Source organism: Bradyrhizobium sp. CCBAU 25360, assembly GCF_028128695.1.
GTDB lineage: Bacteria > Pseudomonadota > Alphaproteobacteria > Rhizobiales > Xanthobacteraceae > Bradyrhizobium > Bradyrhizobium ottawaense.
This window is the reverse complement of record NZ_LBJA01000042.1, coordinates 54,061-77,892: the sequence shown is the minus strand read 5'-3', so window position 1 is coordinate 77,892 and position 23,832 is coordinate 54,061. Positions and strand designations below refer to the sequence as shown.

Below are 23,832 nucleotides of genomic sequence, written 5' to 3'. Positions count from 1 at the left end.
GTGTCGAGTTTCGCGAACCCGACATTTCTACTAATCGTCTCTGCTATGGTTTCGAGCCTCTCGTCGGGTGAGGCGCGCATCCGGGCAATCAATAGTCCCAACGCGTGGAGACCTCGCGATAGATGAGCAGCCCAGCCCAAAGTTTCCGTTCACCCCACAGACTACTAAGGGCGGTTAGCAGTAGCAAAGTCAGTGTGTGCACCACGATCGTCGTGAGCAAGCGTTGCTGAACAAACACCCTGGTTTGCTCATCCTTGGGAAACATCTCCCAAGTCATGTGCTCCCAAAGGCCAACTCGGCGCGACGGCTTAAGGCCGCGCATCCAAAGAGAGAGATGTGTGATCGCCACGGTAATTGGCAAGGAGATCAACATAGTCCAGCCAGTCCGCGTCATTTGGCAAGCCTCTTTTGAAGGAATTGGCTGGGCGGCCTTCCTGAATGACCCGCGCCACTCATCGAGATGCAAGCGGGGCACCTTCGATTTACCCGTCAGTCTCGTCGATGCTTATCCAAACGCACTCGAAAACTCTGTGCAGGCTGAGAGCACGTGCCGACGGTTCAACCCGACATTCCCTGAACCGAGCGGTCCGCTGAACTTCACAAGGAGACGCTCCGGATGTTTTGGATTCGGTCTGGCATCCGTCGTCCATGACAAACGCCCAACTCTGGTCTTGATGGCTTCTTGACGTTCACAGGCTAGCGCAATCGAAGCGAACAGCGCACGCACGTCTTCGACGGACATATCCATTGCGGACGACTCTCCCAGATTGCACCAAAGCCGAAATCCTGGACCGAGAAACTCGACGTAAAAGCCATAGCCAGGGCCGGCAAGTGAAATTCGCTGTTCTTTCATACGCGCTCTGTGGGTCCATAGATTACGGCAAAACAAAAGGCCCGGTCACTCGACCGGGCCTTTTCATTATTCTCGGCTCGAAGCCCCCGCTCAGGCCGCCTTCGACACCATTACCTCGCTCTCGATCAGCTCCGTGCCGATCAGATAATCCCGGCAGCCCCGCAGGCTCCGCAGCGCGCGGTTGAAGTCGATGCCGGTCGAGACCAGGGCATGCAGGGTCGCGGGATTGCGCACGATGCCGCGCAGCACGGCGGCGAGGTCGATCTGGCCGTTCGGCTTGATCGCGGCGCGGGCGAGCGCCGGCAGCGCGCGGTGGGCGGGGTCGCTGATGACGCGAACCGCGGCAAAGGGCAGCCCGGCTTCAGTGGCGTAGGCGGCCGCGATGTGGCTTTCCATGTCGACGGCAGAAGCCCCGGTCTCCGAATGCAGCGCCGCCTTGCAGGCGCGCTTGGTGACCACTTCCTCGGCACCGGCGAGGCTGCCACGCACCACGCGGCGGCGGCCCGAGGTCAGGCGGTCGATCAAATCGTCGCCGAGCGAGAGCCCTGCGGCCCAACGGGTATCGCCGTCGAGCACCTCGGTCGCCAGCACGACGTCGCCGGAGCGCAGGCTCGGGTCGAGCCCGCCGGCCACGCCGAACGAGATCACGCCGCGAATCGTCTCTGGATCCACCACCGTCAGCAGCGCCCGCAACTGGGTCGGGCTGCTGGATGAACAAATAACGGCCATTCCCGGCCCGGCTGCGATGCGGGCCTCCTGAACCAGTCCGGTCACGATCAGTATCGGCCGCGGGTCGATGGCATTACCCACGGTAAAATAGTCCCCCGTCCCCAAAGTCACATTCCGACCCCTACCACCCTGCTGTTGGTGTTCCGCAAGTTCCGATACCGCGCCAGTGCCCACAACGGAAAGAACTTTGGGTAACCATGATACCGCAGATAGAACACGCGGGGGAAGCCTGTGGCGGTGTACCGCTGCTCGTCCCACAGTCCTTTTTTGTTCTGTGTTGCAATCAGGTACTCCACCCCGCGGGCGACGGCCGGGTGATCAACCTCGCCTGCCGCCATCAGGGCAAGCAAGGCCCATGCCGTTTGCGAGGCGGTCGAGGGGGCGGCCTCCCATCCCCGGTAGTCCAGCCGGTAGCTGACGGCGTCCTCGCCCCAGCCGCCGTCCTCGTTCTGGATCGAGGCCAGCCAGCCGGCGGCCTTCCGAATCATGGGGTCCTTGCGGTCGACCCCGGCCATGTTGAGGGCGCAGAGCACCGACCAGGTTCCATAGATGAAGTTCATGCCCCAGCGGCCGTACCAGGAGCCCTCGGGGTGCTGGGTCTTCCGCAAATAGGCGACCCCGTCAGCCACGTGCTTGCTGGTCTTCTCGGTCTCGCCGAGCTGGGCCAGCATCGAGATGCAGCGCGCCGTGACGTCCTCGGTCGGCGGGTCGAGCAGCGCGCCGTGGTCCGAGAACGGGATGTTGTTGAGATAGTATTCGAGATTGTTGACGTCGAAGGCGGCCCAGCCGCCATCGTCGCTCTGCATCCCCTCGATCCACTCCCGTCCCCGGTCGATCGCGACGTCGTAGCCGGGCGCACCGTGCTCCCGGCGCATGCGGTCCATCGACATCACCACCACGGCGGTGTCGTCGAGATCGGGGTAATGCGCGTTGTTGTACTGGAAGGCCCAGCCGCCCGGACGCACGTCGGGCCGCTTCACGGCCCAGTCGCCCTTCACCTCGAGCTCCTGCTTCGGGATCAGCCAGTCGAGGCCCTGCTTGGCCGCCGGCACCGCCTTGTCGCCGCCAGCTTCCAGCAGCGCATGCGCCGTCAGCGTCGTGTCCCACACCGGCGAGACGCAGGGCTGGCAATAGGCCTCGTCGTCTTTGATCACGAGCAGCTTGTCGATGCCCCGGCGCGTGATCGCGCGCGGCGGGAAGTTCTCGTCCTTGCCGAGCGCGTCGTACATCATGACGATGTTGGCCATGGGCGGGTAGATCGCGCCCATGCCGTCCTCGCCGTTGAGCCGCTCCTCGGTGAAGGCGAGCGCCGCATCGATGGCGCGCTTGCGCAAGGCCTTCGGGAACATCGGCTCGATCACGCGCAGAATCGCGTCGAGCGACCGAAACAGCAGAAACCAGGCCATGCTCTGGTGCGGCGCCTTCGCCGTCATGCCGATCGAGCGGGGATCCTGCAGGAACAGCTCGTCGATGCCGACGCCCTTCGGGTTCTTCGCGCGCGGCTTCAGCGCTGCGAGCACCATCAACGGCACCATGGTGGTGCGCGCCCAGTATGAGATCTTGTTGAGGTGGAACGGCGACCAGAACGGCAGCAGCACGATCTCGATCGGCAGCACCGGCACCGCGCGCCAACTCACCACGCCGTACATCGCAAGCAGGAAGCGCGTGAAGACGTTGCTGTTGACGGCGCCGCCGCGCGCGTGGATCGCCTCGCGCGCGCGCACCATGTGCGGGGCGTCGACGGAATCGCCGATCATCTTCAGCGCGAAATAGGCCTTCACGCTGGCGCTCATGTCGAACTCGCCGTCATGCACCAGCGGCCAGCCGCCATGGGCGCCCTGAATGCGGCGCAGGTAATTGGCGATCTTGGCTTCGAGCACGGCATCGACCGGCTCGGCGAGATAGTGGCGCAACAGGACGTATTCGGCCGGAATCGTGCAGTCGGCCTCGAGCTCGAACACCCAATGGCCGTCCGCCTGCTGGAAGTCGAGGACGCCCTGCGTCGCCGATGCAATGCTCGATTCCAGGATGCCCGATTGCAAGATCCCCAATTGAAGGGCTTCGCGGCTGGTCGCGTTCACGGAATCCATCTCGCTCGATTGCTCCGATAGTCGATTGAAATTGGCCGGGACGTCTGCCCGTCAGGGCCGCTTTGCGGCGAGAACCAGATCGGCGGCGCGATCACCGGACCGGACCGATCCCTCGATGGTTGCAGGCAATCCCGTAGCAGTCCAATCACCCGCAAGGAACAGGTTTTTCAGCGCAGTGACCGGCCCCGGACGCAGGGCATTCTGCGCCGGCGTCGCCGCAAATGTGGCACGGCGCTCGCGCACGATCTGCCAAGGGGGCAGCTCGCCGGACACGCCGCCGGCCTTGCAGACGTCGTTCCAGATCGTCTGCGCGAGTTCCTCACGCGGCATGTCGACCAGACGGTCGCTGTTGCTGATGGTGACGGACAACCGGTTCGGGAATGCGAACAGCCACTCCACGACGCCGCCGATCACGCCGAGGATCGGCGCCGAAGCCGGCGGCGGTGTGATCCGGAAATGCGCATTCACGATGGCGCGGTATTCGGTCGGCGTCTTCACGCCCGGCAGCAGGTTCGCAGCAGCACGCGGCGGAACCGCCATCACGACGACATCGCCCTCCCCGATCTGAACGACATCCTCGCCGCCGAAATTCAGCGCACTGGCCTTGCCGTCAGTGCTCGTGAAGGACCGCAGCTCATGGCCGAGTTGAACGGTATGGCCACGGTCCTGCAGGAACTTCACGGCCGGCTCGATCAGAACGGCGCTGAGGCCGTCGCGCGCAATGAGGGGACGGCAGGCCTGTCCGCCGGCAAGCAGCGTCTCGCGCACGATGGCGCCGGCAAGCCCGGCCGAGCCCTCGGGCGGATCGACGTTGAGCGCCGCGAGCAGCAGCGGCTGCACCAGACGCTGATAGAGCACGCCTTCGCAAGGAATCGATTTGCCGACCAATGTGTCTTCCGACGCCCAGATCAGCGGCGCCAGCTTCAGATAATCGGTGAGGCCGGTGTCGGGCACGCGGCGGCCTTCGTCGAGCACCCAGGTCGGCAGCCGGCCGGTGCCGAGATCGATCTGCCAGCGCTGCCCGGTCTTGATGTCGACGAAGGGAAACTGCGCACTGTCAGGGCCGACGAGGCCGGCCTCGCTGCCGATCGAACGCGCATAGGCGCGCGCATGGCTGTTGCCCGACAGCAGCAGATGATTGCCGTTGTCGATGGTGAGATTGGTGGCGCCGTCGAAATAGGAACGGCAACGGCCGCCGGCCTGCTGCGTCGCCTCGTGCACAGCGACCTTGAAGCCGGCATTGGCGAGCCGCACGGCGGCGGAGAGGCCGGAAATTCCGGCACCGATGATATGAGCTGTCTTTTGCATCAGATGAAAGCGTAGCGAAGCAGGATCAGGATACGTGTGACCTTCGACACACGCACCGGCTGGCGCGGCGCGTTGAAGCCGCGCGCAATCAGGAGATCCAGAATGGAATGATAGTATTTCGACATGATCCGCGGCGCGCGCACCGTGCGGCGCTTGTTGCGGTTCATGATCTCGTCCGACTTCTCGAAATGCGCCTTCGCACGCTGCGTCAGCGGCAGGCAGACCTTCGGCAGCGCGCGCTCGGCGATCACGCGGTTCGGATCGTCGGAGGTGATGCCGGCATGCAGCAGCGCCTCGCGCGGCAGATAGAGCCGGCCGAGGCCAGCGTCCTCGTCGATGTCGCGCAGGATATTGGTGAGCTGAAGCGCGCGGCCCAGATGATAGGCGAGCTGGATGCCGTCTTCCTCGGGCAGGCCGAACACCCGCACCGACAGCCGCCCCACCGCGCTGGCGACGCGATCGCAATACAGATCCAGCGTCGCCATGTCGGGCGCGCGGATGTCCTGCGGGACGTCCATCTCCATGCCGTCGACGATGGCGAGGAAATCCTCGCGCTTGAGGCCGAAGGTCTTCACCGAGCCGACGTAGTCCTTCAGCCGCGGCGGCGGATTGCCCTGATAGAGCGCGTCGATGTCGTTGCGCCATTCCTGAAGCGCGGCGAGCCGCTCCGTGCGCGGACCGTCGGAATCGGCGATGTCGTCGACCTGGCGGCAGAAGCTGTAGATCTGGAACATCGCTTCGCGCTGGTCATGCGGCAGGATGCGCATCGCGGCGTAGAACGAGCTGCCGGATGCGGTCGAGCCATAATTGGCGCCGGGCGAGGTCGCCTCAAGCGTCATGTGCAGTCCCCGGTCTGGAAATGGCCTTGCGTCCAATTGCGCGGCGGCCGACCTCGCCGATCATTCCGGCAAGGCTGAAGATGAGCAGTTCGAATTTGTTCAGGTGCACCCGCTCGCGCAGGGGATCGCGCACCTTCAAGAGGCGCACGATACGGTCGGCATAGGCCTGGATCACCGCGACGTCGACGCCGAGGCGGAAATCCCGGATCTCCGCAGCGAGCGCCCTGCCCTCGTCGAGCAGCACTTCATTGCGCACGGCCAGCGCCTGCAGGCAGGCCAGCATCGCCGGCGGCGACTGCGAAAGCCCGAGCTGCTCGACCGAAGCACCGTGTGCTGCCAGTGCATCGCGCGGCAGATAGACGCGGTTGAGCTCGCGAAAATCCTTGCCGCAATCCTGCAGGTGATTGTTGATCTGCAAGCCTGCACAGAGCGCATCCGATGCGGCCCAGGTCGAGGTGCTCTCGCCGTGGACATCGAGCATGAAGCGGCCGACCGGCATCGCCGAGTAACGGCAATAGTGGATGACCTCGTCCCAGTTCTCGTAGCGAAGCTTGGTCACGTCCATGCGGAAGGCGATGAGCACGTCGAGCGCATGGCGCGGCGCCATGCCGCGCTCGGCCAGTGCACGGCGCAAAATGACGGCCTCAGCCTGGGTGTCGCCCTTGCCGAGCAGTTCCGCCTCGAGCAGGTCGAGATAAGCGAGCTTCTGATCGGGCGGCAGGGTCGCGTGATCGGCAATGTCGTCGGCGGTGCGGACGAAATTGTAATACGCCAGGATCAGGGCGCGATGACGCGGATGAATGATCCAGGACGCGACGGGAAAATTCTCGTCGCGGTCACCTTTACCGGATCGCAATTCGCTCGCAGAGGTCATCGAGGGCTGGTTTACAATCGTTTGGACAGGAAGGGCTTCTTCGCTCGCGCGGGCTCATGCCGGCGATCCGCCGCGGCCCCCATATAGGGGAATACGGCCGCAAAACCAATCCTGTCTCTCGATGGCTGCCCTTCCGCGGATCGGGCCCGAAAAGGCGGCCCGGAGGCCGCCTTTTGTGGGCCAGTGGCCGAGCTTACTGGTTGTGGGTCTTCAGAACCTGGTCGCAGGCCTGCGAGATCTTGGCCCGGTTCTCCTTGAGGCAGGCCAGGATGGTGAAATCGCCCTGGTCGATGACCGGGCGGCAGAACTTCTGCACGTCGCGCGTGCAGGCCTTCTGCTCGGCGTCCGTGCCGCGCCCTGCCTGGGCAAAGGCCGCCGTCGAAAGGGATGCCGACAGCAGGGTGAGAGCGACGAGAAGCTTACGCATTGTATTCCTTCATTCTGACGGCAGAATCGCACCGGACCCGGACTGCACAGGGCGGAGGACCGGAACGGATTGTTCTGGTGGCAAGTCGCCGCGACAGGTGCGGCCTCAGAGAAGGCACAAGCACTGGCAAATGCGGCCAAATTGGCGCCACGCCCACCAAATCAGGTCTTCCCTGCGCCTTCATTGGCAGATGTAAGAGATTGATACTACGTCATAATTCGGAAGCACTGCGTTTTACTGCATACCTGTTGCAGAGCTGCATCTGTCCGCCCCGCCTTTCCCGCCGGAAACACGCAGAAACAGGGCAAATCGACCGGTCCGGGTCTGGCGAGAGGCGTCGTGAACCGCCATCTCTGGCGGCCGGGCTTTGAACCTGACACTGGCTCGGAGCACTAAACTTTCGATGTGGCGAGACGTTATCACGCGTAAGCGGGCGTCGTTCCAAAACGGGATATTTGAGATGAAATTCTTTGGGCGATCTGGACTGGCAATCAAAGCGGCCGGCATCGGGGCGGCGCTGCTCTTCTCGGTTTCGGCAGGCCACGCTCAGTCGTCCGGCCCGTTTGCCGGTTTCGACGGCGCGTGGACCGGCACCGGCACGGTGTCGCTGTCCGACGGCTCCACCGAGCGGATTCGCTGCAAGGCCGACTACAAGGTCGCCGGCAGCGGCCTCAATTTGAAGCAGGCTCTGCACTGCGCCTCCGACAGCTACAAGTTCGACCTCACCAGCGACGTGACGAGCCAGGGCGAGCGCATCTCCGGAAATTGGAGCGAGTCCAGCCGCAACATCTTCGGCAATCTCCAGGGCACCGCCGGCGGTGGCCAGATCGACGTGTTCGTCGAGGCCAACGGCTTTGCCGCAAATCTGTCGCTGCGCACCAACGGCACCAAGCAGACGGTGCAGATCAGCTCCAAGGGCGAGATCCGCGGCGTCAACATCACGATGACGAAGGGCTGATTTCGTTCAGCTTGAATGGAATCATTAGCCCCCGGTTCTCGCGAGCCGGGGGCTTTTTGCTGGCATGAACTCACCCGGAACGGACTTGCCGAGATGGACCCGATACGCAGACATCTGCTCAAGGCCGCCGGGCTCTTCGTCGCCACTCGCGCCTTCGCCAATGATCAGCAGGGAGCGAACATGCAGCCTTCGTCCGTGAAGCCGCGTCACGTGCTCTGCTTCCTTGGAAAGAATGAAAGCCTGCTGCGACCGCCGAAGGCGGTGGCCGAGACGATCGCCGATTTGGGCTTCGAGATCGACCGCACCCATTCGCAAGCAAAGCCCGATCCGCACATGGAGCGGTCGTTCGGGGTGTGCTGGGACCGCGTCTTCCCGAAGGCATGGTCCGCATCCGACCAAGCGGCCGTGGCCAACCACAAATCAGTCCTCTACGTGCTGGGCCCGCCGATGGCTCAGCAGAAGACGGCCGCCTTTTCGGCCGCGGCCCTGCAGATCGTGGACGAGATGCTCGACGCGGGCGCCGTCGCGGCGAAGGGCGAGAGCGCCGGCGTCGCTCACGGCATCGCGCGGTGGCGAGGTCTCATGGATCAGGCGCGCAAGGGCGCCATAACCAGCCAGGGCCTCAGCATGACCCCCGCCGTCACCAAGGCCTGCCGCCTTGCCTTCGCCAAGCGCCCGCTCGCCGGTAACAGCTATTACGAGACCGTCGGCTATCACCTCGTCGGCCTGCCGGAGGTTTACGTCGCGAAACCGCGCGGCAACGAATGGTCCGCGGTGATGGCGATGGAGGAGATCGCCAACGCCATGGCCGAGCGCGGCATCGAGGCGACGCTGCGCGAGCGCAAGCTCACGCTCTCGCACGAGCAGGACTACGCCGAGGACGACTTCAAGTTCAATCCGTACGGGATCGTCCGGATCGAGGCGTGAGGCAGGGCAGCCTTAGCTGCCTCGCCGCTCAGATTGCCGGCTTGTCGGTCCCCTGCAGCTTGGCGTGCAGGTTGATCAGCCACATCGCGGTCGGCCGCAGGATGAAGAGGTCGGCGACCAGTGCCATCACCATCGAGAAGGCGCTGAGCCAGCCGAACAGCCGCAGCGACGGCAGGTCGGAGAACACGGTGACGACGAGGCCGCAGGCCAGCACCACCGTGGTCAGGATCAGCGCCGGGCCGACCAGCACGGTCGCCCGCTCCACCGCGAGCGCCGAGCCGACGCCCGGCTTGCTCTCGAGCCGGAGGCGGTTGAGGAAGTGGATGGTGGCGCTGAGGCCGAGACCGAACGAGACCGTAAGCGCGACGACGCTGGCGAATTGCAGGCCCTCGCCCATCGCCCACAGCACCGTTCCCGACATCACCACCGGGAAGATGCCCGGCAGGATGCAGGCGAACATCACCACCCAGGAGCGGAAGGCGAGGCCGATGAAGATCGCGACCAGCGCGAATTCGACGGTGAGCCCGCGGTTCAGCTTCTCGATCATGCTGGCCGAGTTGCGCGCCGCGATCGCGGCAAGGCCCGTCACCGCGACCTCGTAGCCCGGATGCTTCTTGCGGACGGCGTCGAGCTCGGCATCGAGCTTGTCGACGATCGGCAGGAGCTGGCTGGAATCCTTGTCCGGCACGCGGCCGGCGACCACGACCGCGTCCTGCTCGGCGTCAATGAAGCGCCGCACCAGATGCTCGGGAATGACGCTGACATATTCCTTCAGCGTCGCGACGTCGGCGCTGCCGGCCTTTTCCGCAAGCCAGCGGCGCAGGGTCTCGACCGACCAGACATTGCCGACACCGGCCGCCTTCTCCACGGTCGCATGCACGTCCGCGATGGTCTGCAGCGTCTCCGGCGAATAGAGCGATTCACCCTTGGGGAACTGGATCAGTACATTGACCGGGTTGGCGCCGGTGAGCTTGGCGTCGAGCCGGTTGCTGGCTGCGACCGCCTGACGCTTGTCCGGCACCTGGTCGGCAAGCCGGTAGCGCGGCTCCAGATTGGCGTAGATGACGCCGAGGCCGCCGACGAACAGCACTGCGATCAGGCTGAACAGGCCGGGCCGGCCCACCATCCGCACCGCGATCCAATAGCAGAAATTACGCAGCGCCTGGACGCCGGCATCCGCGCTCTGGAACTTGACCGCGAACGTCTTCTCGTTGCGCACGAGCAGCACGCCGAACACCGGCACCAGCGACAGCACCGCGACCAGCGCGATGATGGTGGCGGCGAGGCCCGCCTCACCGAACTTGCGGATCAGGTCCGAGTTGGAGAACTGCAGCGCGATGAAGGAAATGCCGGCGGTGCCGTGCGTCAGCACGCAGGCCGGGCCCACCACCAGCACCGCGTTCTTGAACGCGGTGAACTTGTCCTGGCCCGCGATCAGCCGGTCGCGCGCGGCGAAGGTGAGCTGCATCGAGTCCGAGAAGCTGATGACCATGATGAGCGGCGTCATCACGTTCAGGAACATGTTGAGATTGAAATTGGCCCAGCCGAGCGCGCCGAGCGCCAACAGGATCGCGATCATCGGCGGAAACGCCGCGGCGACCATGAACGAGATCTTGCGGAAGAAGATGATGGCGATGATGCAGCCGGCGAGAATGCCGAGGATGTTGTAGGTCAGCCCGTCGCGTTCGACGGCATTGCGGATCTCAAGCTGCATGACCGGCACGCCCGAGAGCTGCACGTTGAGACCGGTGTCGCTGAGATCCTCCTTCATCAGGGCGCGGATGTCGCCCACGGTCTTGGTCAGCTTGCTGGACGCCACCACCTCCGGATCGAGCGACAGCACGATCAGCGCCAGCGTGCCGTCTTCCGACAACAGCTTGCCGCGGATGATCTCGTTGTTTTTGACGGTCTCGATGAACTTGTCGTAGTCGGCGCCCTCGGGCAGTTCGGCCGGGAACAGCGCCGCCGGCAGCTTGCCCGGTGCCGGCGCCTGGCGCGCCGAGAACAGCGAGACCAGCCCGCGCGTGCCTTCGACCAGTTGCAGGTCGGTGACGAAGTCGCGCAGCTTCTCCAGATTATTCCGGGCCAGCAGGTTCTTGCCCTCGACCACGACGAGGACGTCGAATTCCTCGGCCGGGAACTTCTTCGTGACCTCTTCATATTGATGGAATTCGCGACTGTCGGAGCGAAACAGCTGCGACAGCGAATCGTCGATCTTGATCCGGTGGATGCCGAACACGGCTCCGACGATCAGGACGAGCAGGACGATGCAGGAGACGATCGGCGCCCGGACGGCGATCAGCCCGATGCGCTCCAGCCCGAAGGCGATCGAGGACGTAGGTCCCTGCTCGACCTTGTCGACATGAACCTCATTCTCGCTGTGCTTTTCGAGCATGCCTTATCCAGTTCCTAAATCGGCTCGGGCTGAGAGCTTAGTGCGCCCCGCGAACGGCTTGAAAACGCCATACCAATGGGAGGCTTGCCCTTTGAAAATGCGCGGAAAATCGCCGCGAGGGGTTTAGCAGGTGAACCGGTCTTTTCGCAAGCAGGCGAAGCGTGGCCGAATCGATCAAGAAGTGGCGATCTGGACCGGGGATGCCCGTCATTCGGGCAATGCCGTGCCAATTCGACGCGGCGCGCGGTCCGCGCTCTCGTCCTTCAGCGCCACGCCGCTGACCTGCCGGGCCAGCCCCTCGCGGACCAGCCAGGCGATCTTGAAGGCGGCCTCGTCGTAGCTCAACCCGGCGTGGTGGATATTGGACACGCAATTTCGCTCGGCGTCAGTGCGGCCGGGCTTCGGCGCAAAGGTCAGATAAGCGCCGAGGCTATCGGGCGCCGACAGGCCCGGCCGCTCGCCGATCAGCATCAAGGCCATGCGCGCACCGAGAATGGCGCCGATCTCGTCGCCGAGCGCGACGCGCGCGCCTGACGCGACGACGACATGGCCGACCGCGACGTCGTCCCCTTCCGCGAGCAGCGGCAGCAGGCGCCTCACCAGGGCCACCGCATGGGCGTGGACCGCCGCCGCGGACAGGCCGTCGCCGATCACGAGCGCAAGCCGGCACGGCGCCGAAGCCGCTCGCGCCAAGACCTCGGCCGAGCCGGGGTCGAGCCGTCGTCCCAGATCCGGCCGCCGCAGATAGTCCCTGCGGTCGACCGCCTGGCTCCTCACCTCGGTGACGGCAAGCCCCAGCGCGCCGAGATCGGCGACCATACGCGCTGCATCGAAGGCGGCATGCACGGCATCGCGGGCGCGGGCATGATCGAGCGTGAAATCGAGCAGCGCCTTGGTCGGCACGCTAGCGCCGCTGCGCCCGAGCGCCACGCGCGCGGGCGTGAACGCCCGCAGATCGAGGGTCGGACGGCGCGGCAGGGCCGGATCAGACATGTCGCATCATTCGGCGGGAACGGCGGCCTCGCGCAGCCGGATCGAGTAATTCGAGGCGTTCTGCCTGCCGCTGGAGGCCGCGCGCGCAAAGGTGATGAGATGGTGCGCGATCAGGGTGCATCCGATCAGGCCTTCGACATCGCCGCGCTTGAGGCGCCCCAGCGCGAACTTCCAGAACACGCGCTTGTAGTCACCGAGCACGCCGACCTTCCAGAAGATGTTGCGCAGCATGACGAGGCCACGCCTGATGTTGGCCCAGGTCTTCATCTCGTCCGGGGTCGGCACCTTGAGGCGGTGAACATAAACGTGGTCGCATTGATACTGGAAGCGCGCGTAGACCTTCTCGGGCGCATATGCGACCGCCATCGCGTGCTTCCAGGACGCGACGACCTCGTCATAGGGCAGCAGGAAGTCGACGTTGGAATCGCGGCCGTCGTCTTCGACCAGGCGCCCCTCGCGCTCCAGCCGGTCCCACAGCGGCGTCTTCGGCAGCGCCTGAAGCAGGTTGATCGTGAGCAGCGGAATCCGGGACTCCTCGACGAAGCCGAGCAGCGCCTCAGACGTATTCGGCTTGTCGGTGTCGAGTCCCATGATGATGCCGGAGACGACCTCCATGCCGTAGGAGTTGATGGTGCGCACGCCCTCCAGGATCGGGACCATCATGTTGTGGTCCTTCTGCATCGCCTTCAGCGCGTCGGGATCGGGCGTCTCGATTCCGCAGAAGATGGTGATGAAATAGGCCTCGCGCATCTTCTCGAGGATCTCGGGCCGCTTGGCGATGTTGAGCGTCGCCTCGCAGGCGAGCCGCACCACGTAGCCGGTCCGCTTCTGCCATTCGATCAGATGCGGCAGCAGATCCAGCGCCGCCTTGCGGTTGCCGATGAAATTGTCGTCGACGAAATAGACCGTGTCCGTCATGCCGCATTCGCGCAGGCGGTCGAGCTCGGCGATGATCTGCTCCGGCGCTTTGAGGCGTGGATTGCGGCCGTAGAGGCCGGGGATGTCGCAGAACTCGCACTGATAGGGACAGCCGCTGGAATACTGGATGCTGCCGAGCATGTATTTCTTCACGTCGGCAAGCTCGTAGGCCGGGATCGGAAACTCCGTCATCGGCACGCGGTCCTTGGTGGTGAGCACCACCTGTTCCTCAGGACGCGTGGTGTCGCGCGACAGGATCTCGATCAGCTGGTTGGTGGCATCGCCGAGCTCGCCGACATGGAGATAGTCGAAGGACGGATAATAGTCGGGACAGGCGCTGACGGAGGGACCGCCGAGCGCGACCGGCAGATCGAATTCATGAGCGCGGCGGCAGATGTCGTTCATCTGCTGGCGCTGGATGTGCATGCCGCTGACGAAGACCACCTCGGCCCACTCGAACTCCTCCCTGGTCGTGCGACGCAGGTTCTCGTCGACGAATTTGACCTGCCAATCCTGCGGCAGATAGGCCGAGATCAGCAGCAGCCCCTGCGGCGGCATGAAGGCACGGACACCATCGGTCAGGGGATAGGAATGCTCGAACGTCCCGAACGACGAGGTGTAGCGCGGAAACACACAGAGAATCCGCCGCGACGTTCCGTTACTTTCAGCTCGCATCAAAGCTCCCCCGCCACGCTCGACCTGGTTGCGGAAATAGCCAGCCAGACACATAGCGTAATGCTGCCGCCGGAATTTCTCAATATTGTGGCACAAGCATAATTCGGAGAGGGACCAATGGTTTCCTGAAGGCCTTAGGGAGCTTCCAGCCTCAGGCGATCAGCCGCGAGGCAAAATCGGGCAGCAGGCCTGCATCGCCGGCAAGTCGGAAATCGGCGCCAGTAATCCCTGCCTGCACCAGCCAGTCGTCGAATTCCGGCGCGCGGCGCAGACCGAAGACGTCCCGGACATAGAGCGCGTCGTGAAAAGACGTCGATTGGTAGTTCAACATGACGTCGTCGGCGCCGGGGACACCCATGATGAAGGTGACGCCGGCGGCTGCGAGCAGCGTCAGCAGATTGTCCATGTCGTCCTGGTCCGCCTCGGCGTGGTTGGTGTAGCAGATGTCGATCCCGAGCGGCAGGCCGAGCAATTTGCCGCAGAAATGATCCTCCAGCCCGGCGCGGATGATTTCCTTGCCATCATAGAGATATTCCGGGCCGATGAAGCCGACCACGCTGTTGACCAGCAGCGGGGCAAAGGCGCGGGCGACCGCATAGGCGCGCGCCTCGCAGGTCTGCTGATCGACGCCGTGGTGGGTGCCCGCCGACAGCGCCGAGCCCTGGCCGGTCTCGAAATACATCACGTTCTGCCCGACCGTGCCGCGCCCCTGCGACAACCCGGCCTGCTGCGCCTCCTTCAGAAGCGCAAGGTCGATGCCGAAACTGCGATTGGCGGCCTCGGTGCCGGCGACCGACTGGAAGACGAGGTCGACCGGCACGTCCTGCCCGATCAGCGCCAGCGTCGTCGTGACATGGGTCAGCACGCAAGCTTGCGTCGGGATCTTCAGCCGCGTGATGATCTCGTCGAGCAGTCGCAGCAATTGCGCGATGACGGCCGGATCGTCGCTCGCGGGATTGATGCCGATGCAGGCATCGCCGGCACCCAGCAGGATGCCGTCGAGGATCGAGGCGGTGATGCCCCTGGCATCGTCGAAGGGATGGTTGGGCTGCAGCCGCGTGCTCATCCGCCCCTTCAGGCCGATGGTGTTGCGGAAGGCGGTGGTGACCTCGCATTTCCGCGCCGCCAGGATCAGATCCTGATTGCGCATCAGCTTCGACACTGCGGCTGCCATCTCCGGGGTGATGCCGCCCGCCAGCTTGCGCAGGATTTCGGGCGTTGCGGCATCCGACAGCAGCCAGTCGCGGAAGGCACCAACCGTCAGCGACGCCACCGGCGCGAAGGCCTTCGCGTCATGGCTGTCGATGACGAGGCGGGTGACCTCGTCGGCCTCGTAGGGAATCACGGCTTCCTGCAGGAATTGGCCGAGCGGGACGTCGGCGAGCGCCATCCGCGCCGCGATCATCTGCTCGGCGGTGTCGGCGGTGATCCCGGCCAGCCGGTCGCCGGAGCGCGGCGGCGTCGCCCTGGCAAGGAGGTCGCGCAGGTCCGGGAAGGTGTGGGTCGTGGCGTCGATGGTATGGCGGTAGACCAAGGGTCTCTCCGGGGTGCATCGGCCGGTGGCCGACCTAAGACTATCCTGAAACTCTACCTTCGGATCAAGACGCTGAAATAACTTGCCTTTCCTACGACCAAGGACGGAGGCAGCCAACGGCCGTGTTAACGCCGCATCCATCTTCGTTCTGCATAGTTTTGCATCAAATTCGAACCACCCCGCTCACCGGCCGCTTCAGGCCATTCCGGGCCCCTGAACACCATGACATCAGACCGATCTGGGAATGCCGCCAAGCTGGCTGGCCGTTTCACGCTTGCCACCAAGCTCTATGCGATCTTCGCGCTGTTCGCGCTGCTGACGGCTGCGATCGCGATGCTGTCCGACTACAACAGCCGCCGCGGCGCCGACCTGACCAGCGCGATCGAGACGGCGAACGCCGCAGCTCTGAACGTCGAGCGCGTCAACTCGCTGGTCTATGCGGTCGTGATGGAATCGCGCGGCGTCTACATGTCGACCGAGCCCGCCGTGGTGAAGAAATACGGCGAGGGCCTGCTCAAGTTCAACGCCCAGATCCTCGACGTCGTGAAGCGCTGGGAGACCATCGTTAAAGCCGACGATGCCGAGCAGTTCGCCACCTTCAAGAAGCGCATCGAGCAGTTCGTCGAGTTCCGCAAGGAACTGGTGCGCCGCGGCGTCGAGATCAATGCGGCCGCGGGCCGCGAATGGGGCGACAACGATGCCAACCGCACCGTGCGCTCGGCGCTGAACAAGGATCTCGAGGCGCTGTCCAAGGTCTATGCCGAGCGCGCCAAACAGATCGCGCGCGAGACGGAGACCAATCGCACCCTCTCCTTCGTCCTGACCTGCCTCGGCGGCGTGGCGCTGGCCCTGGTCGTAATCGGCATCGTCATCATCGCCCGCTCGGTCGCCCGGCCGCTCGCCGCGATCACCGCGACCATCAAGCAGGTCGCCGACGGCACCGAGGATGTCGTGGTGCCGCACTCCGACCGCGCCGACGAGATCGGCGCGCTGGCGCGCGCGATCCAGGTCTTCCAGGAGGCCATGGGCCGCAACCGCAACCTCGCCTCGCAGGTCTCGCAGGGCTCCGCCGCGCGCGAGGAGCGCGCGCGCCACATCGAACAGTCCGTCGAGGAGTTTCGCGGGGCGATCGGCGCGATCATGCGCGGCCTCAGCGACAACGCCTCGGTCATGCGCGAGACCGCGCAGACCATCACGCGCGTCACCGCGGATGCCTCTAGCCGCGCCGGCACGGCGGCCAATGCCACCGAGCAGGCCTCGCACAACGTCACGGCGGTGGCCGGCGCGGCCGAGGAACTGTCGGCCTCGGTCGTCGAGATCGGCCGCCAGGTGCGGCAGAGCGCCGGCGCGGTCGAGCAGACCGGCCAGCGCACCGAGAAGTCGATCTCCGAGATCGAGAGCCTCGCCGCGGCGACGCAACGCATCGACGGCGTGCTCAATCTGATCCAGGCCATCGCCGAGCAGACCAATCTACTGGCGCTGAACGCGACCATCGAGGCCGCGCGCGCCGGCGACGCCGGCCGCGGCTTTGCCGTGGTCGCTCATGAAGTGAAGACCCTCGCGGGCCAGACCGCCAAGGCCACCGCGGAGATCAGCGAGAACGTCTCGATGATCCAGGCCTCGACCCGCAACGCGGTCGATGCCGTGCGCGAGATCGGCGGCGCGGTGCGCGAGATCAACGAGGTCACCTCCGCAATCGCCGGCGCCATCGGCCAGCAGGACGCCGCCACGCGCGAGATCTCGTCCAACGCGCAAAGCGCGGCGCAGGGCAACGAGACGCTGGTCGCCAACATCACCTCGCTGCGCGACGCCATCGGCGAGACCGATACCGCCGCATCCTCGGTGTTGACGGCGGCGGGCAGCCTGACCGAGACCGCGGACACGCTGTCGCGCGAGGTGGAGAAGTTCTTCCAGAATTTGCGCGCGGGGTCGGCGGACGGCCGTATTGCCAAGGCGGGATGACGGCGCGGTCCGCAGCTATCGGTGGGACCACGAAAAGAACTGCGCCCCCTAGGCACGTAGGCCGGGACGGAGCTATCAATAGCTGGCGCGGCGCGTGAGGATCTGCGGATTTCACGAGCTCGGTTTGACCCGCCCGCCGCAACACCGGCTTGATGTGGCGGTGGTACGCGGCATGAGCCTACTTATCGACTACCGACGCCATGAAGACGCAACCAGTTTCAGTCAACGAGGCCGTGGCTCCCCGCGCTCCGCCAAAAAGGGACTGAAGCGACCAACTCGTCTCGCTTCGACTTGGCAATTTGCCAATTAAGAAGCTTATTGAGAAATAGACGGCAAGCTGGTCGTCCAGGCAAAGCGCCGCTATGATTTATGGGGAGCGTAACCACAACTTGGGGCACGCCGTTCCTTAGCCGCAACGCACTGCGTACGGAGTCGTTTTGCGCAACATCTTCGATCAGTATTGGCAGCCTGAGAATCGTGTCACCCACGCATTGATGACCTCCCTTCAAGAGGATCGAAAGCTACTTAGCCTATTTTTGACCGAGCTTTTAGGAGTGACGCCGCCATGTCGCCCCGACAAACTCGCTATCCTTGAACAGCAGTATCCAGGCGAGGAGGAACCAAGCGAGGAGGAGTCGGAGAGACGCGGCATTCCTGACGGCTGGATCTTTGATGATGAGGGCTGGTGCGTCTTCATCGAAAGCAAGGTGATCGCAAATCTGACCGCTGATCAGATCAAACGACACCGCCGCACCGCCGAGCGTCGGGGCTTCAGCCAGATCACTGCAGTTGCTATCGCCCCCTATCCACCGTCTGTTTTACCCGCCGATACTGTGCTGCTGGAATGGCGGAGCATCTATGCTTGGTTGCGCCGACACGCTTCCATCAGCGCGTGGGCCGCACGCACGGCGGAATACTTGGAGATCGCGGAAGCAAAACTGATAGACAGTGAACAGTTTGTGGAGGGCACTTTGACAATGTTTTCCGGCTTCCCGTTCGGACATGATCACCCCTTCACTTACCTTGAGGGCAAGCGCGTACTCAAGCTGGCAATGGAGGATTTGAGACGACACCGCGGTCTCCGCGAAGAGCTGAAGATGAATCCTAAGGCTCCGGGTCGATTCGCTATCACCGGACGCCGCGGCGACGCGGTGTGGGATTTCCTTTCGCTCGCCCAGGCGAAGGAGGATGAGAGTTTCACTAGCTACCCGCACCTGACACTTGGCGTTGTGGCGCAAGCCGTAGAGGCGATGGTAACGGTGCCCAATTCGGTCAACAGCACTATGCGTCGCAACTTGATCCAGCTAGGCGAGGCGGGCTTTCAATCGCTAGCAAGTGGTGTAGTCAAGAATTTGAAGCCTGTTTTGCGCAAATGTCCGGGCGCCGCCCCGTGGGGGCGCGGTATACAACGGCGCTATCCCTCTCAGAGGGCCACGCCGCATATCGACGCTCGAATTGATTTTGATTTACGAACAGCCGTTCCTCGAAGTGGTACTCCAAAGGTACAGCCTCGATGGCTATCCGCCGCTTATAACTCGTTCGTGCACAAGGCAGGTTCTAACTATCAGATGCAAATGGGTGTACTATTTCGCTATGATCGGTGCCCTCAATTGCAGGAGGCCGATGCGCTCGACCTCGTGGCAGAGGCTTGGATCGCCTGTAAGCCGCTGATCGATTTGGCGCGATAATGCGTGGCGGTGTCCACACTGCCTATGCGCCCCATGGCGTCACCGCTACCCAATCGACCCACCCCGCCTGATCAGCTCCATCTCTACCGTGGCAAAGTGCAGCTGCCCATCGCCGATGCGGATGAAGCGGGCGTAGACGTAAGAGCGCGGGCGAGGAAGCCGTCATTTCCCGTCGAGGAAAGCACGCACCTTGCTCACGGTCTGCGCCGGCTTCTCTTCCATGATCCAATGTCCGGAGCCGGTGACGATGCCGCCGTCAACCTTGGTGCCGACTTCGCGCATGATCGCCACTTGCTGATCGCCAAAGGACTTTTCAGCGCCAAGGGCCAGGATCGGCATGTTCAACTTGGTCCCGGCAAAAACCCTATTGTCCGTGGCGTCTTTCCCGAACGCTGCGAACTGCTCGAAGGCGTAATGCATGTTGCCTGGCCGGGCGTAGAGTTTCGCATAATGGTTGCGGGTCGCTTCGTCGATTGCCTTGGGGTCGGCCGACAGCTCATTGTAGAACCGGTCGAGATAGATGCGCTCGCGGCCCTTGACCAGGCGGTCGACGTCAGGGCCGCGGAAGTTGAAATGCCACAGCATGGGGCTTTTCAGGATTTCGTCCCAGGGCCCGATGCCGGGCAGCGGCGCGTCGATGACGACCCATTTGGTGATGCGGTCGGGATATTGCGCCGCGAGCGCATAGCCCACCATGTTGCCGATGTCGTGCGTCACCAGATCGGCTTTCTGGACGTTGAGCTTGTCCATGACCATGGCGATGTCGACGCCCTGGTTCTTCTTGTCGTAACCGGCTGCGGGTTGCGACGAAAGCCCCATACCGCGCAGGTCCGGAACGATCACGGTGTGGTCCTTGTAGAGTGCCTTGGCGAGCGGCGCCCACATGTCGCCTGTGTCGGCGAAGCCGTGCAGGAGCACGACCGCCGGTCCCTGTCCGCCAACGCGGACATGCAGGGTGACACCGTTGACCGAGATGCGCTGGATTTTGAAATCCGCGGGAAAGGGCTCCACTGCTGCAAGCGCGGATGGGCCGCTGCAGATGATCAGGATCATCAAAATCGAGGCGAAGATTGCCGCGATGGATCGCGCGCCGGACGTCCGGCGGCTCGGGGCGAAACTGCACATTGTTGACCTGCTCGCTCTTGTGCCGAGCGCAACAACGTCGGCAATGCACGCATTGAAGTGATCCCGTCATCCAAGCATACCATGCTACCTATGACCAGATACTTCCGCGCATTGGGCCAGTCCCGGAGAAACTGTCTGCCTATCCCATCACCCCGCCGCGCTTGATTAGCTCCTTGCCGACAGCAGCCAGATGCACCTGGTCCGGCCCGTCGCCGATGCGGATGAAGCGGGCGTAGACGTAAGCACGCGCCAGGAACGTGTCCTGCGAGACGCCGGCGGCGCCGTGGATCTGGATGGCGCGGTCCATGACACGGGCGGCCATGCTGGGCACCACGATCTTGGCCGCCGCGATCAGGTCGCGCGCGGCCTTGTTGCCTTCGCGGTCCATCTTGTCGGCGGCTTGCAGCGTCAAGAGCCGCGCCTGCGCGATCTCACAGAACGAGTTTGCGATGTCCTCGCGCACCGAGCCCTGCTCGGCAAGCGGCCTGCCGAAGGCCACGCGGGAGACTGATCGCTGGCACATCAATTCGAGCGCACGCTGGGCGCAGCCGATCAGCCGCATGCAATGGTGGATGCGGCCGGGCCCGAGCCGCCCCTGCGCGATCTCGAAGCCGCGGCCCTCGCCGAGCAGCATGTTTTCCGCGGGCACGCGGACGTTCTCGTAGACGATCTCGGGGTGGCCGACCGGGGCGTCGTCATAACCATAGGTGAGCATGTCGCGGACGATGCGCACGCCCGGCGTGTTTCTGGGCACCAGGATCATGGATTGCTGGCGGTGGCGGTCGGGATCGTCGGGCGCGGTCTTGCCCATCACGATCAGGATCTCGCAATCCTCGTTCATCGCGCCTGAGGTGAACCACTTCCGGCCGTTGATGACGTAGTCGTCCCCGTCGCGCGTGATGGCGCACTGGATATTGGTGGCATCGCTGGAGGCGACCTGCGGCTCGGTCATCGAGAAGCCGGAGCGGATGCGGCCCTCCAGCAGCGGCTTCAGCCAGCGCTCCTGCTGCGCCCTGGTGCCGTAGTTCGCGAGCACCTCCATGTTACCGACATCGGGCGCCGAGCAGTTGAAGACCTCGGGCGCCCAGAGGATGCGGCCCATGATCTCCTTCACGGGTGCATATTCGAGATTGGTCAGACCGGGGCCGTGCTCGCCCGACAGGAACAGATTCCAGAGCCCCTGCTCCCGCGCCAGCCGCTTCAGGTCCTGCAGGACGGCCGGCGTCCTGTAGCGCGCGGCCTCCGGCTTCACCTGCTCGTAATAGAGCTCCTCGACCGGCTCGACATGTGCCCGCATGAACTGCCGGACGCGCTCCTGGAGCTCCAGCGAACGGGCGGAGTGTTGAAAGTCCATTGGGTTCTCCTCTTCCCTTCTCCCCTTGTGGGAGAAGGTGGCGCGAAGCGCCGGATGAGGGGTTGTTTCAGCGAATGCCATTGTTAGAGGAGTGCGCGGAGATAGACCCCTCACCCGGCTTCGCTTCGCGAATCCACCCTCTCCCACAAGGGGAGAGGGTGCACCGTCTCTGCGGCTGCCCCTCACGTCCCTTTCAGCAGCTCACTCGCCACCACCCAGTCGTTGCCGTCGAACTGCAGCATGTAGCCGTCCTTGATCGGGCGGAAATCCTGCGGCGTGGTATTGAGCGTGATGCCGGGCATCAGCAGCGACAGCGGCACGCTCTTCAGGTTCGCCGCCTGCGCCATGATGTTCTCGCGCGTCAGATTGTCCTTGCACTGCTTCAGCAGCACCACCAATGCCTCGGCGACGGTGTAGCCGTAGAGGCCGGCGACGTTGTTGACGTCGGCATTGGGCAGGCGCTTCTTCATGAAGTCGATATAGGCCGTCATCGCCGGATCGTCCTTCGGCGTCTCGACGAACGGCTTGAGCGCGCCGAGCGAGAGCACGCCCTTGCCGGCCTCGAGACCCGCAGGGACCATCACGGTCGCCTTGTTGGCGCAGCCGGAGGCGAGGAAGCGCGTCGGCTGCCAGCCGACCTCGTGGGCCTTGCGGATCGCCTGCGCGCAGGCGCGCGGCGTCACCGAATAAATCATGAAGACGTCGGCCTTGGTGTTCGCCAGCGTCAGCACCTGGGAATCGACGGTGGGATCCGCGACCTCGAAGCTCGAGGCCATCGCGATCGCCTTGTCGGCGTCGGCGCCGAGCGCCTCCTTGACGCCGCGAAGATATTCCTTGCCGGCATCGTCGTTCTGGTAGAGCACGGCGAAGCGCGCGTTCGGGTTCTTGGCACGCGCATAAGCGACGTCGATCGCAGCCTCGCTGGTGTAGTTCGGCGCCCAGGGCAGCGCCATCGACCACGGCATGTTGGCCGGATCGTTCCATTTCGAGGCCGAGCTGATCAGAAACAGCTGCGGCACCTTGTTGCTGTTGAGATATTTTGCGATCGCCGAGCTCGGCGCGGTGCCCATGGTCGCGAAGATGAAGGCGACGCCGTCGCCTTCGACGAGCCGCCGCGCCGCCTCCATGGTCTTGGGCGGCGAGAACGCGTCGTCCAGCGAGATCAAATTGAGCTTGCGGCCGCCAACCCCGCCCTTCTCGTTGACCTCGTCGAAATAGGCCGCGATCACCTTGCCCGTGATGCTGAGCGGCGAGGCCGGCCCGCTATAGGGCATGGTGTTGCCGATCTTGATCTCGGTGTCGCTGACGCCCGGACCGTAGGATTTTTGCGCGGAGACGGATGTGGACAGGCAGGCGGCAGCGAGCGCTGCGGCCAGGGCCAAGGCGGCTTTCATGGTTTCTCCCCGGTGATCTCCGCGCGAGGCGGCCGCGCGGCGTGCTGCTTTTTGTCAGCGCGTCAGATCAGCGGAGTTCCGCAAGATGGTCTTGCGTCGAGTTGCTGATGGCTTAGCCGCGCCGCTTCAAGCTGAAGCCCAGGCTGATCCAGCCCGCTCCCGCCATGATCAGGTCGATGCCGAGGAACAGGCCGAGGATATAGACGCTGTTCACCGGCCAGCGCGCGACGATCAGCAGGCCGAGCAGCAGCGTGATGACGGCCGACAGCGCCACCCAGACCCACGGGCTCTCGCGCTTCATGCTGAAGGCGAGAAACAGCCTGACGGCGCCCGAGGCGATCAGCGAGGCGCCGAGAAACAACGTCAGCAGGACCGCCGCGAACAGCGGATTCTCGAAGGTCAGGAAGCCCGCGATCACGTAGAGCACGCCGAGCAAGGCCCAGATCAGGAACTTGCCCCAGCTCTTCATCTGGAACGCGCCGATGATCTCGGTGACGCCCGCGACGATCATCATGGCGCCGACCACGATCACGCTCGCCACCGTCGCCATCACCATGCTGCCGAGCGCAATGAAGCCGGCGATGAGATAGACGACGCCGAGCGCGACGATCCAGCCCCATTTGGCATGCAGCGCCGCGATGCCGGAGCCGAGACTTGGGTGATGTGACGTGTCCGAAGCACTGGTCATGACGGCCACTCCTGCTTGCGTAGCCCGGGGGCACGCGCCAGAATAGCACGCATCGTGCCGGGACGACAGCCAGCAGAGCACCCGTACCGGCAGTAACATTG

General features: G+C 64.2%; 19 protein-coding genes. 5 read left to right on the top strand and 14 right to left on the bottom strand.

The window, feature by feature from the left end:
* Window positions 1–943: 943 nt before the first annotated feature.
* From XH81_RS24550 to XH81_RS24525, 6 genes are all read right to left on the bottom strand, one after another.
* A complete protein-coding gene (locus XH81_RS24550; protein ID WP_028143214.1) occupies window positions 944–1,693 on the bottom strand; it encodes a phosphorylase in 750 nt (249 codons plus the stop codon).
* Window positions 1,690–3,672 (bottom strand): squalene--hopene cyclase, encoded by a 1,983-nt coding sequence (gene shc / locus XH81_RS24545; RefSeq protein WP_038947789.1) that lies wholly within the window; start codon window positions 3,670–3,672, stop codon window positions 1,690–1,692. Before shc ends, XH81_RS24550 begins: the two co-directional genes overlap by 4 nt.
* Window positions 3,673–3,723: 51 nt before the next feature.
* Window positions 3,724–4,980 carry a hydroxysqualene dehydroxylase HpnE gene (hpnE, locus tag XH81_RS24540; protein ID WP_271596395.1) on the bottom strand — a complete coding sequence of 419 codons (1,257 nt, stop codon included), beginning with the start codon at window positions 4,978–4,980 and terminating at the stop codon, window positions 3,724–3,726.
* Window positions 4,980–5,819, bottom strand: coding sequence for a presqualene diphosphate synthase HpnD (gene hpnD, locus XH81_RS24535; protein WP_028143217.1), 840 nt, complete (start codon window positions 5,817–5,819; stop codon window positions 4,980–4,982). Before hpnD ends, hpnE begins: the two co-directional genes overlap by 1 nt.
* The gene (hpnC, locus tag XH81_RS24530; RefSeq protein ID WP_095424639.1) at window positions 5,809–6,693 is read right to left on the bottom strand and encodes a squalene synthase HpnC; all 885 of its coding nucleotides are present in this window, start codon (window positions 6,691–6,693) and stop codon (window positions 5,809–5,811) included. Before hpnC ends, hpnD begins: the two co-directional genes overlap by 11 nt.
* A gap of 193 nt (window positions 6,694–6,886) precedes the next feature.
* Window positions 6,887–7,120 carry a hypothetical protein gene (locus XH81_RS24525; protein WP_028143219.1) on the bottom strand — a complete coding sequence of 78 codons (234 nt, stop codon included), beginning with the start codon at window positions 7,118–7,120 and terminating at the stop codon, window positions 6,887–6,889.
* Window positions 7,121–7,580: 460 nt separating this feature from the next.
* On the opposite strand from XH81_RS24525, the gene XH81_RS24520 reads away from it, so the two are divergent.
* Window positions 7,581–8,078 carry a hypothetical protein gene (locus tag XH81_RS24520; protein WP_028143220.1) on the top strand — a complete coding sequence of 166 codons (498 nt, stop codon included), beginning with the start codon at window positions 7,581–7,583 and terminating at the stop codon, window positions 8,076–8,078.
* Between the two features lie 93 nt (window positions 8,079–8,171).
* Window positions 8,172–9,005 carry a hypothetical protein gene (locus tag XH81_RS24515; RefSeq protein WP_095424915.1) on the top strand — a complete coding sequence of 278 codons (834 nt, stop codon included), beginning with the start codon at window positions 8,172–8,174 and terminating at the stop codon, window positions 9,003–9,005.
* Between the two features lie 28 nt (window positions 9,006–9,033).
* On the opposite strand, the gene XH81_RS24510 is transcribed toward XH81_RS24515, so the two are convergent.
* The 4 genes from XH81_RS24510 to XH81_RS24495 all read right to left on the bottom strand — a co-directional run bounded on the left by XH81_RS24510 (window position 9,034) and on the right by XH81_RS24495 (window position 15,520).
* Window positions 9,034–11,400, bottom strand: a complete 2,367-nt coding sequence (locus tag XH81_RS24510) for an efflux RND transporter permease subunit (RefSeq protein WP_028143222.1) — start codon at window positions 11,398–11,400, stop codon at window positions 9,034–9,036.
* Between the two features lie 207 nt (window positions 11,401–11,607).
* The gene (gene eutC / locus XH81_RS24505; RefSeq protein WP_028143223.1) at window positions 11,608–12,393 is read right to left on the bottom strand and encodes an ethanolamine ammonia-lyase subunit EutC; all 786 of its coding nucleotides are present in this window, start codon (window positions 12,391–12,393) and stop codon (window positions 11,608–11,610) included.
* Between the two features lie 6 nt (window positions 12,394–12,399).
* Window positions 12,400–13,986, bottom strand: coding sequence for a B12-binding domain-containing radical SAM protein (locus XH81_RS24500; protein WP_028143224.1), 1,587 nt, complete (start codon window positions 13,984–13,986; stop codon window positions 12,400–12,402).
* 151 nt (window positions 13,987–14,137) lie between these two features.
* A complete protein-coding gene (locus XH81_RS24495; protein ID WP_271596394.1) occupies window positions 14,138–15,520 on the bottom strand; it encodes an ethanolamine ammonia-lyase subunit EutB in 1,383 nt (460 codons plus the stop codon).
* Window positions 15,521–15,742: 222 nt separating this feature from the next.
* On the opposite strand from XH81_RS24495, the gene XH81_RS24490 reads away from it, so the two are divergent.
* The gene (locus XH81_RS24490) at window positions 15,743–17,482 is read left to right on the top strand and encodes a methyl-accepting chemotaxis protein (protein WP_271596393.1); all 1,740 of its coding nucleotides are present in this window, start codon (window positions 15,743–15,745) and stop codon (window positions 17,480–17,482) included.
* Between the two features lie 437 nt (window positions 17,483–17,919).
* The gene (locus XH81_RS24485) at window positions 17,920–19,170 is read left to right on the top strand and encodes a hypothetical protein (RefSeq protein ID WP_028143227.1); all 1,251 of its coding nucleotides are present in this window, start codon (window positions 17,920–17,922) and stop codon (window positions 19,168–19,170) included.
* A gap of 162 nt (window positions 19,171–19,332) precedes the next feature.
* Here the strand turns inward: XH81_RS24485 and XH81_RS24480 are convergent, their stop codons facing one another.
* Window positions 19,333–20,223: an alpha/beta fold hydrolase gene (locus tag XH81_RS24480; RefSeq protein WP_244439131.1), complete on the bottom strand. Its 891-nt coding sequence runs from the start codon at window positions 20,221–20,223 to the stop codon at window positions 19,333–19,335.
* Here XH81_RS24480 and XH81_RS24475 point away from each other — a divergent pair.
* Complete coding sequence (locus XH81_RS24475; protein WP_244439132.1) at window positions 20,210–20,356, top strand: hypothetical protein; 147 nt, start codon at window positions 20,210–20,212, stop codon at window positions 20,354–20,356. The genes XH81_RS24480 and XH81_RS24475 overlap by 14 nt on opposite strands.
* 78 nt (window positions 20,357–20,434) lie before the next feature.
* Here XH81_RS24475 and XH81_RS24470 read toward each other — a convergent pair whose 3' ends face one another.
* The 3 genes from XH81_RS24470 to XH81_RS24460 form a co-directional block, all read right to left on the bottom strand.
* On the bottom strand, window positions 20,435–21,649 hold the full coding sequence (locus tag XH81_RS24470) for an acyl-CoA dehydrogenase family protein (protein WP_028143229.1): 1,215 nt from the start codon (window positions 21,647–21,649) through the stop codon (window positions 20,435–20,437).
* 182 nt (window positions 21,650–21,831) lie between these two features.
* Window positions 21,832–23,043: an ABC transporter substrate-binding protein gene (locus XH81_RS24465; RefSeq protein ID WP_028143230.1), complete on the bottom strand. Its 1,212-nt coding sequence runs from the start codon at window positions 23,041–23,043 to the stop codon at window positions 21,832–21,834.
* Window positions 23,044–23,155: 112 nt separating this feature from the next.
* The gene (locus XH81_RS24460; protein ID WP_026201537.1) at window positions 23,156–23,731 is read right to left on the bottom strand and encodes an HdeD family acid-resistance protein; all 576 of its coding nucleotides are present in this window, start codon (window positions 23,729–23,731) and stop codon (window positions 23,156–23,158) included.
* Window positions 23,732–23,832 lie beyond the last annotated feature (101 nt).

Coding starts and splice junctions, on each gene's coding strand:
- XH81_RS24460 (WP_026201537.1), bottom strand. CDS start 23,731: ATGACCAGTGCTTCGGACACGTCACATCACCCAAGTCTCGGCTCCGGC.
- XH81_RS24525 (WP_028143219.1), bottom strand. CDS start 7,120: ATGCGTAAGCTTCTCGTCGCTCTCACCCTGCTGTCGGCATCCCTTTCG.
- XH81_RS24490 (WP_271596393.1), top strand. CDS start 15,743: ATGACATCAGACCGATCTGGGAATGCCGCCAAGCTGGCTGGCCGTTTC.
- XH81_RS24480 (WP_244439131.1), bottom strand. CDS start 20,223: ATGATCCTGATCATCTGCAGCGGCCCATCCGCGCTTGCAGCAGTGGAG.
- XH81_RS24515 (WP_095424915.1), top strand. CDS start 8,172: ATGGACCCGATACGCAGACATCTGCTCAAGGCCGCCGGGCTCTTCGTC.
- shc (WP_038947789.1), bottom strand. CDS start 3,672: ATGGATTCCGTGAACGCGACCAGCCGCGAAGCCCTTCAATTGGGGATC.
- hpnE (WP_271596395.1), bottom strand. CDS start 4,980: ATGCAAAAGACAGCTCATATCATCGGTGCCGGAATTTCCGGCCTCTCC.
- XH81_RS24510 (WP_028143222.1), bottom strand. CDS start 11,400: ATGCTCGAAAAGCACAGCGAGAATGAGGTTCATGTCGACAAGGTCGAG.
- hpnC (WP_095424639.1), bottom strand. CDS start 6,693: ATGACCTCTGCGAGCGAATTGCGATCCGGTAAAGGTGACCGCGACGAG.
- XH81_RS24475 (WP_244439132.1), top strand. CDS start 20,210: ATGATCAGGATCATCAAAATCGAGGCGAAGATTGCCGCGATGGATCGC.
- XH81_RS24500 (WP_028143224.1), bottom strand. CDS start 13,986: ATGCGAGCTGAAAGTAACGGAACGTCGCGGCGGATTCTCTGTGTGTTT.
- hpnD (WP_028143217.1), bottom strand. CDS start 5,819: ATGACGCTTGAGGCGACCTCGCCCGGCGCCAATTATGGCTCGACCGCA.
- eutC (WP_028143223.1), bottom strand. CDS start 12,393: ATGTCTGATCCGGCCCTGCCGCGCCGTCCGACCCTCGATCTGCGGGCG.
- XH81_RS24520 (WP_028143220.1), top strand. CDS start 7,581: ATGAAATTCTTTGGGCGATCTGGACTGGCAATCAAAGCGGCCGGCATC.
- XH81_RS24470 (WP_028143229.1), bottom strand. CDS start 21,649: ATGGACTTTCAACACTCCGCCCGTTCGCTGGAGCTCCAGGAGCGCGTC.
- XH81_RS24465 (WP_028143230.1), bottom strand. CDS start 23,043: ATGAAAGCCGCCTTGGCCCTGGCCGCAGCGCTCGCTGCCGCCTGCCTG.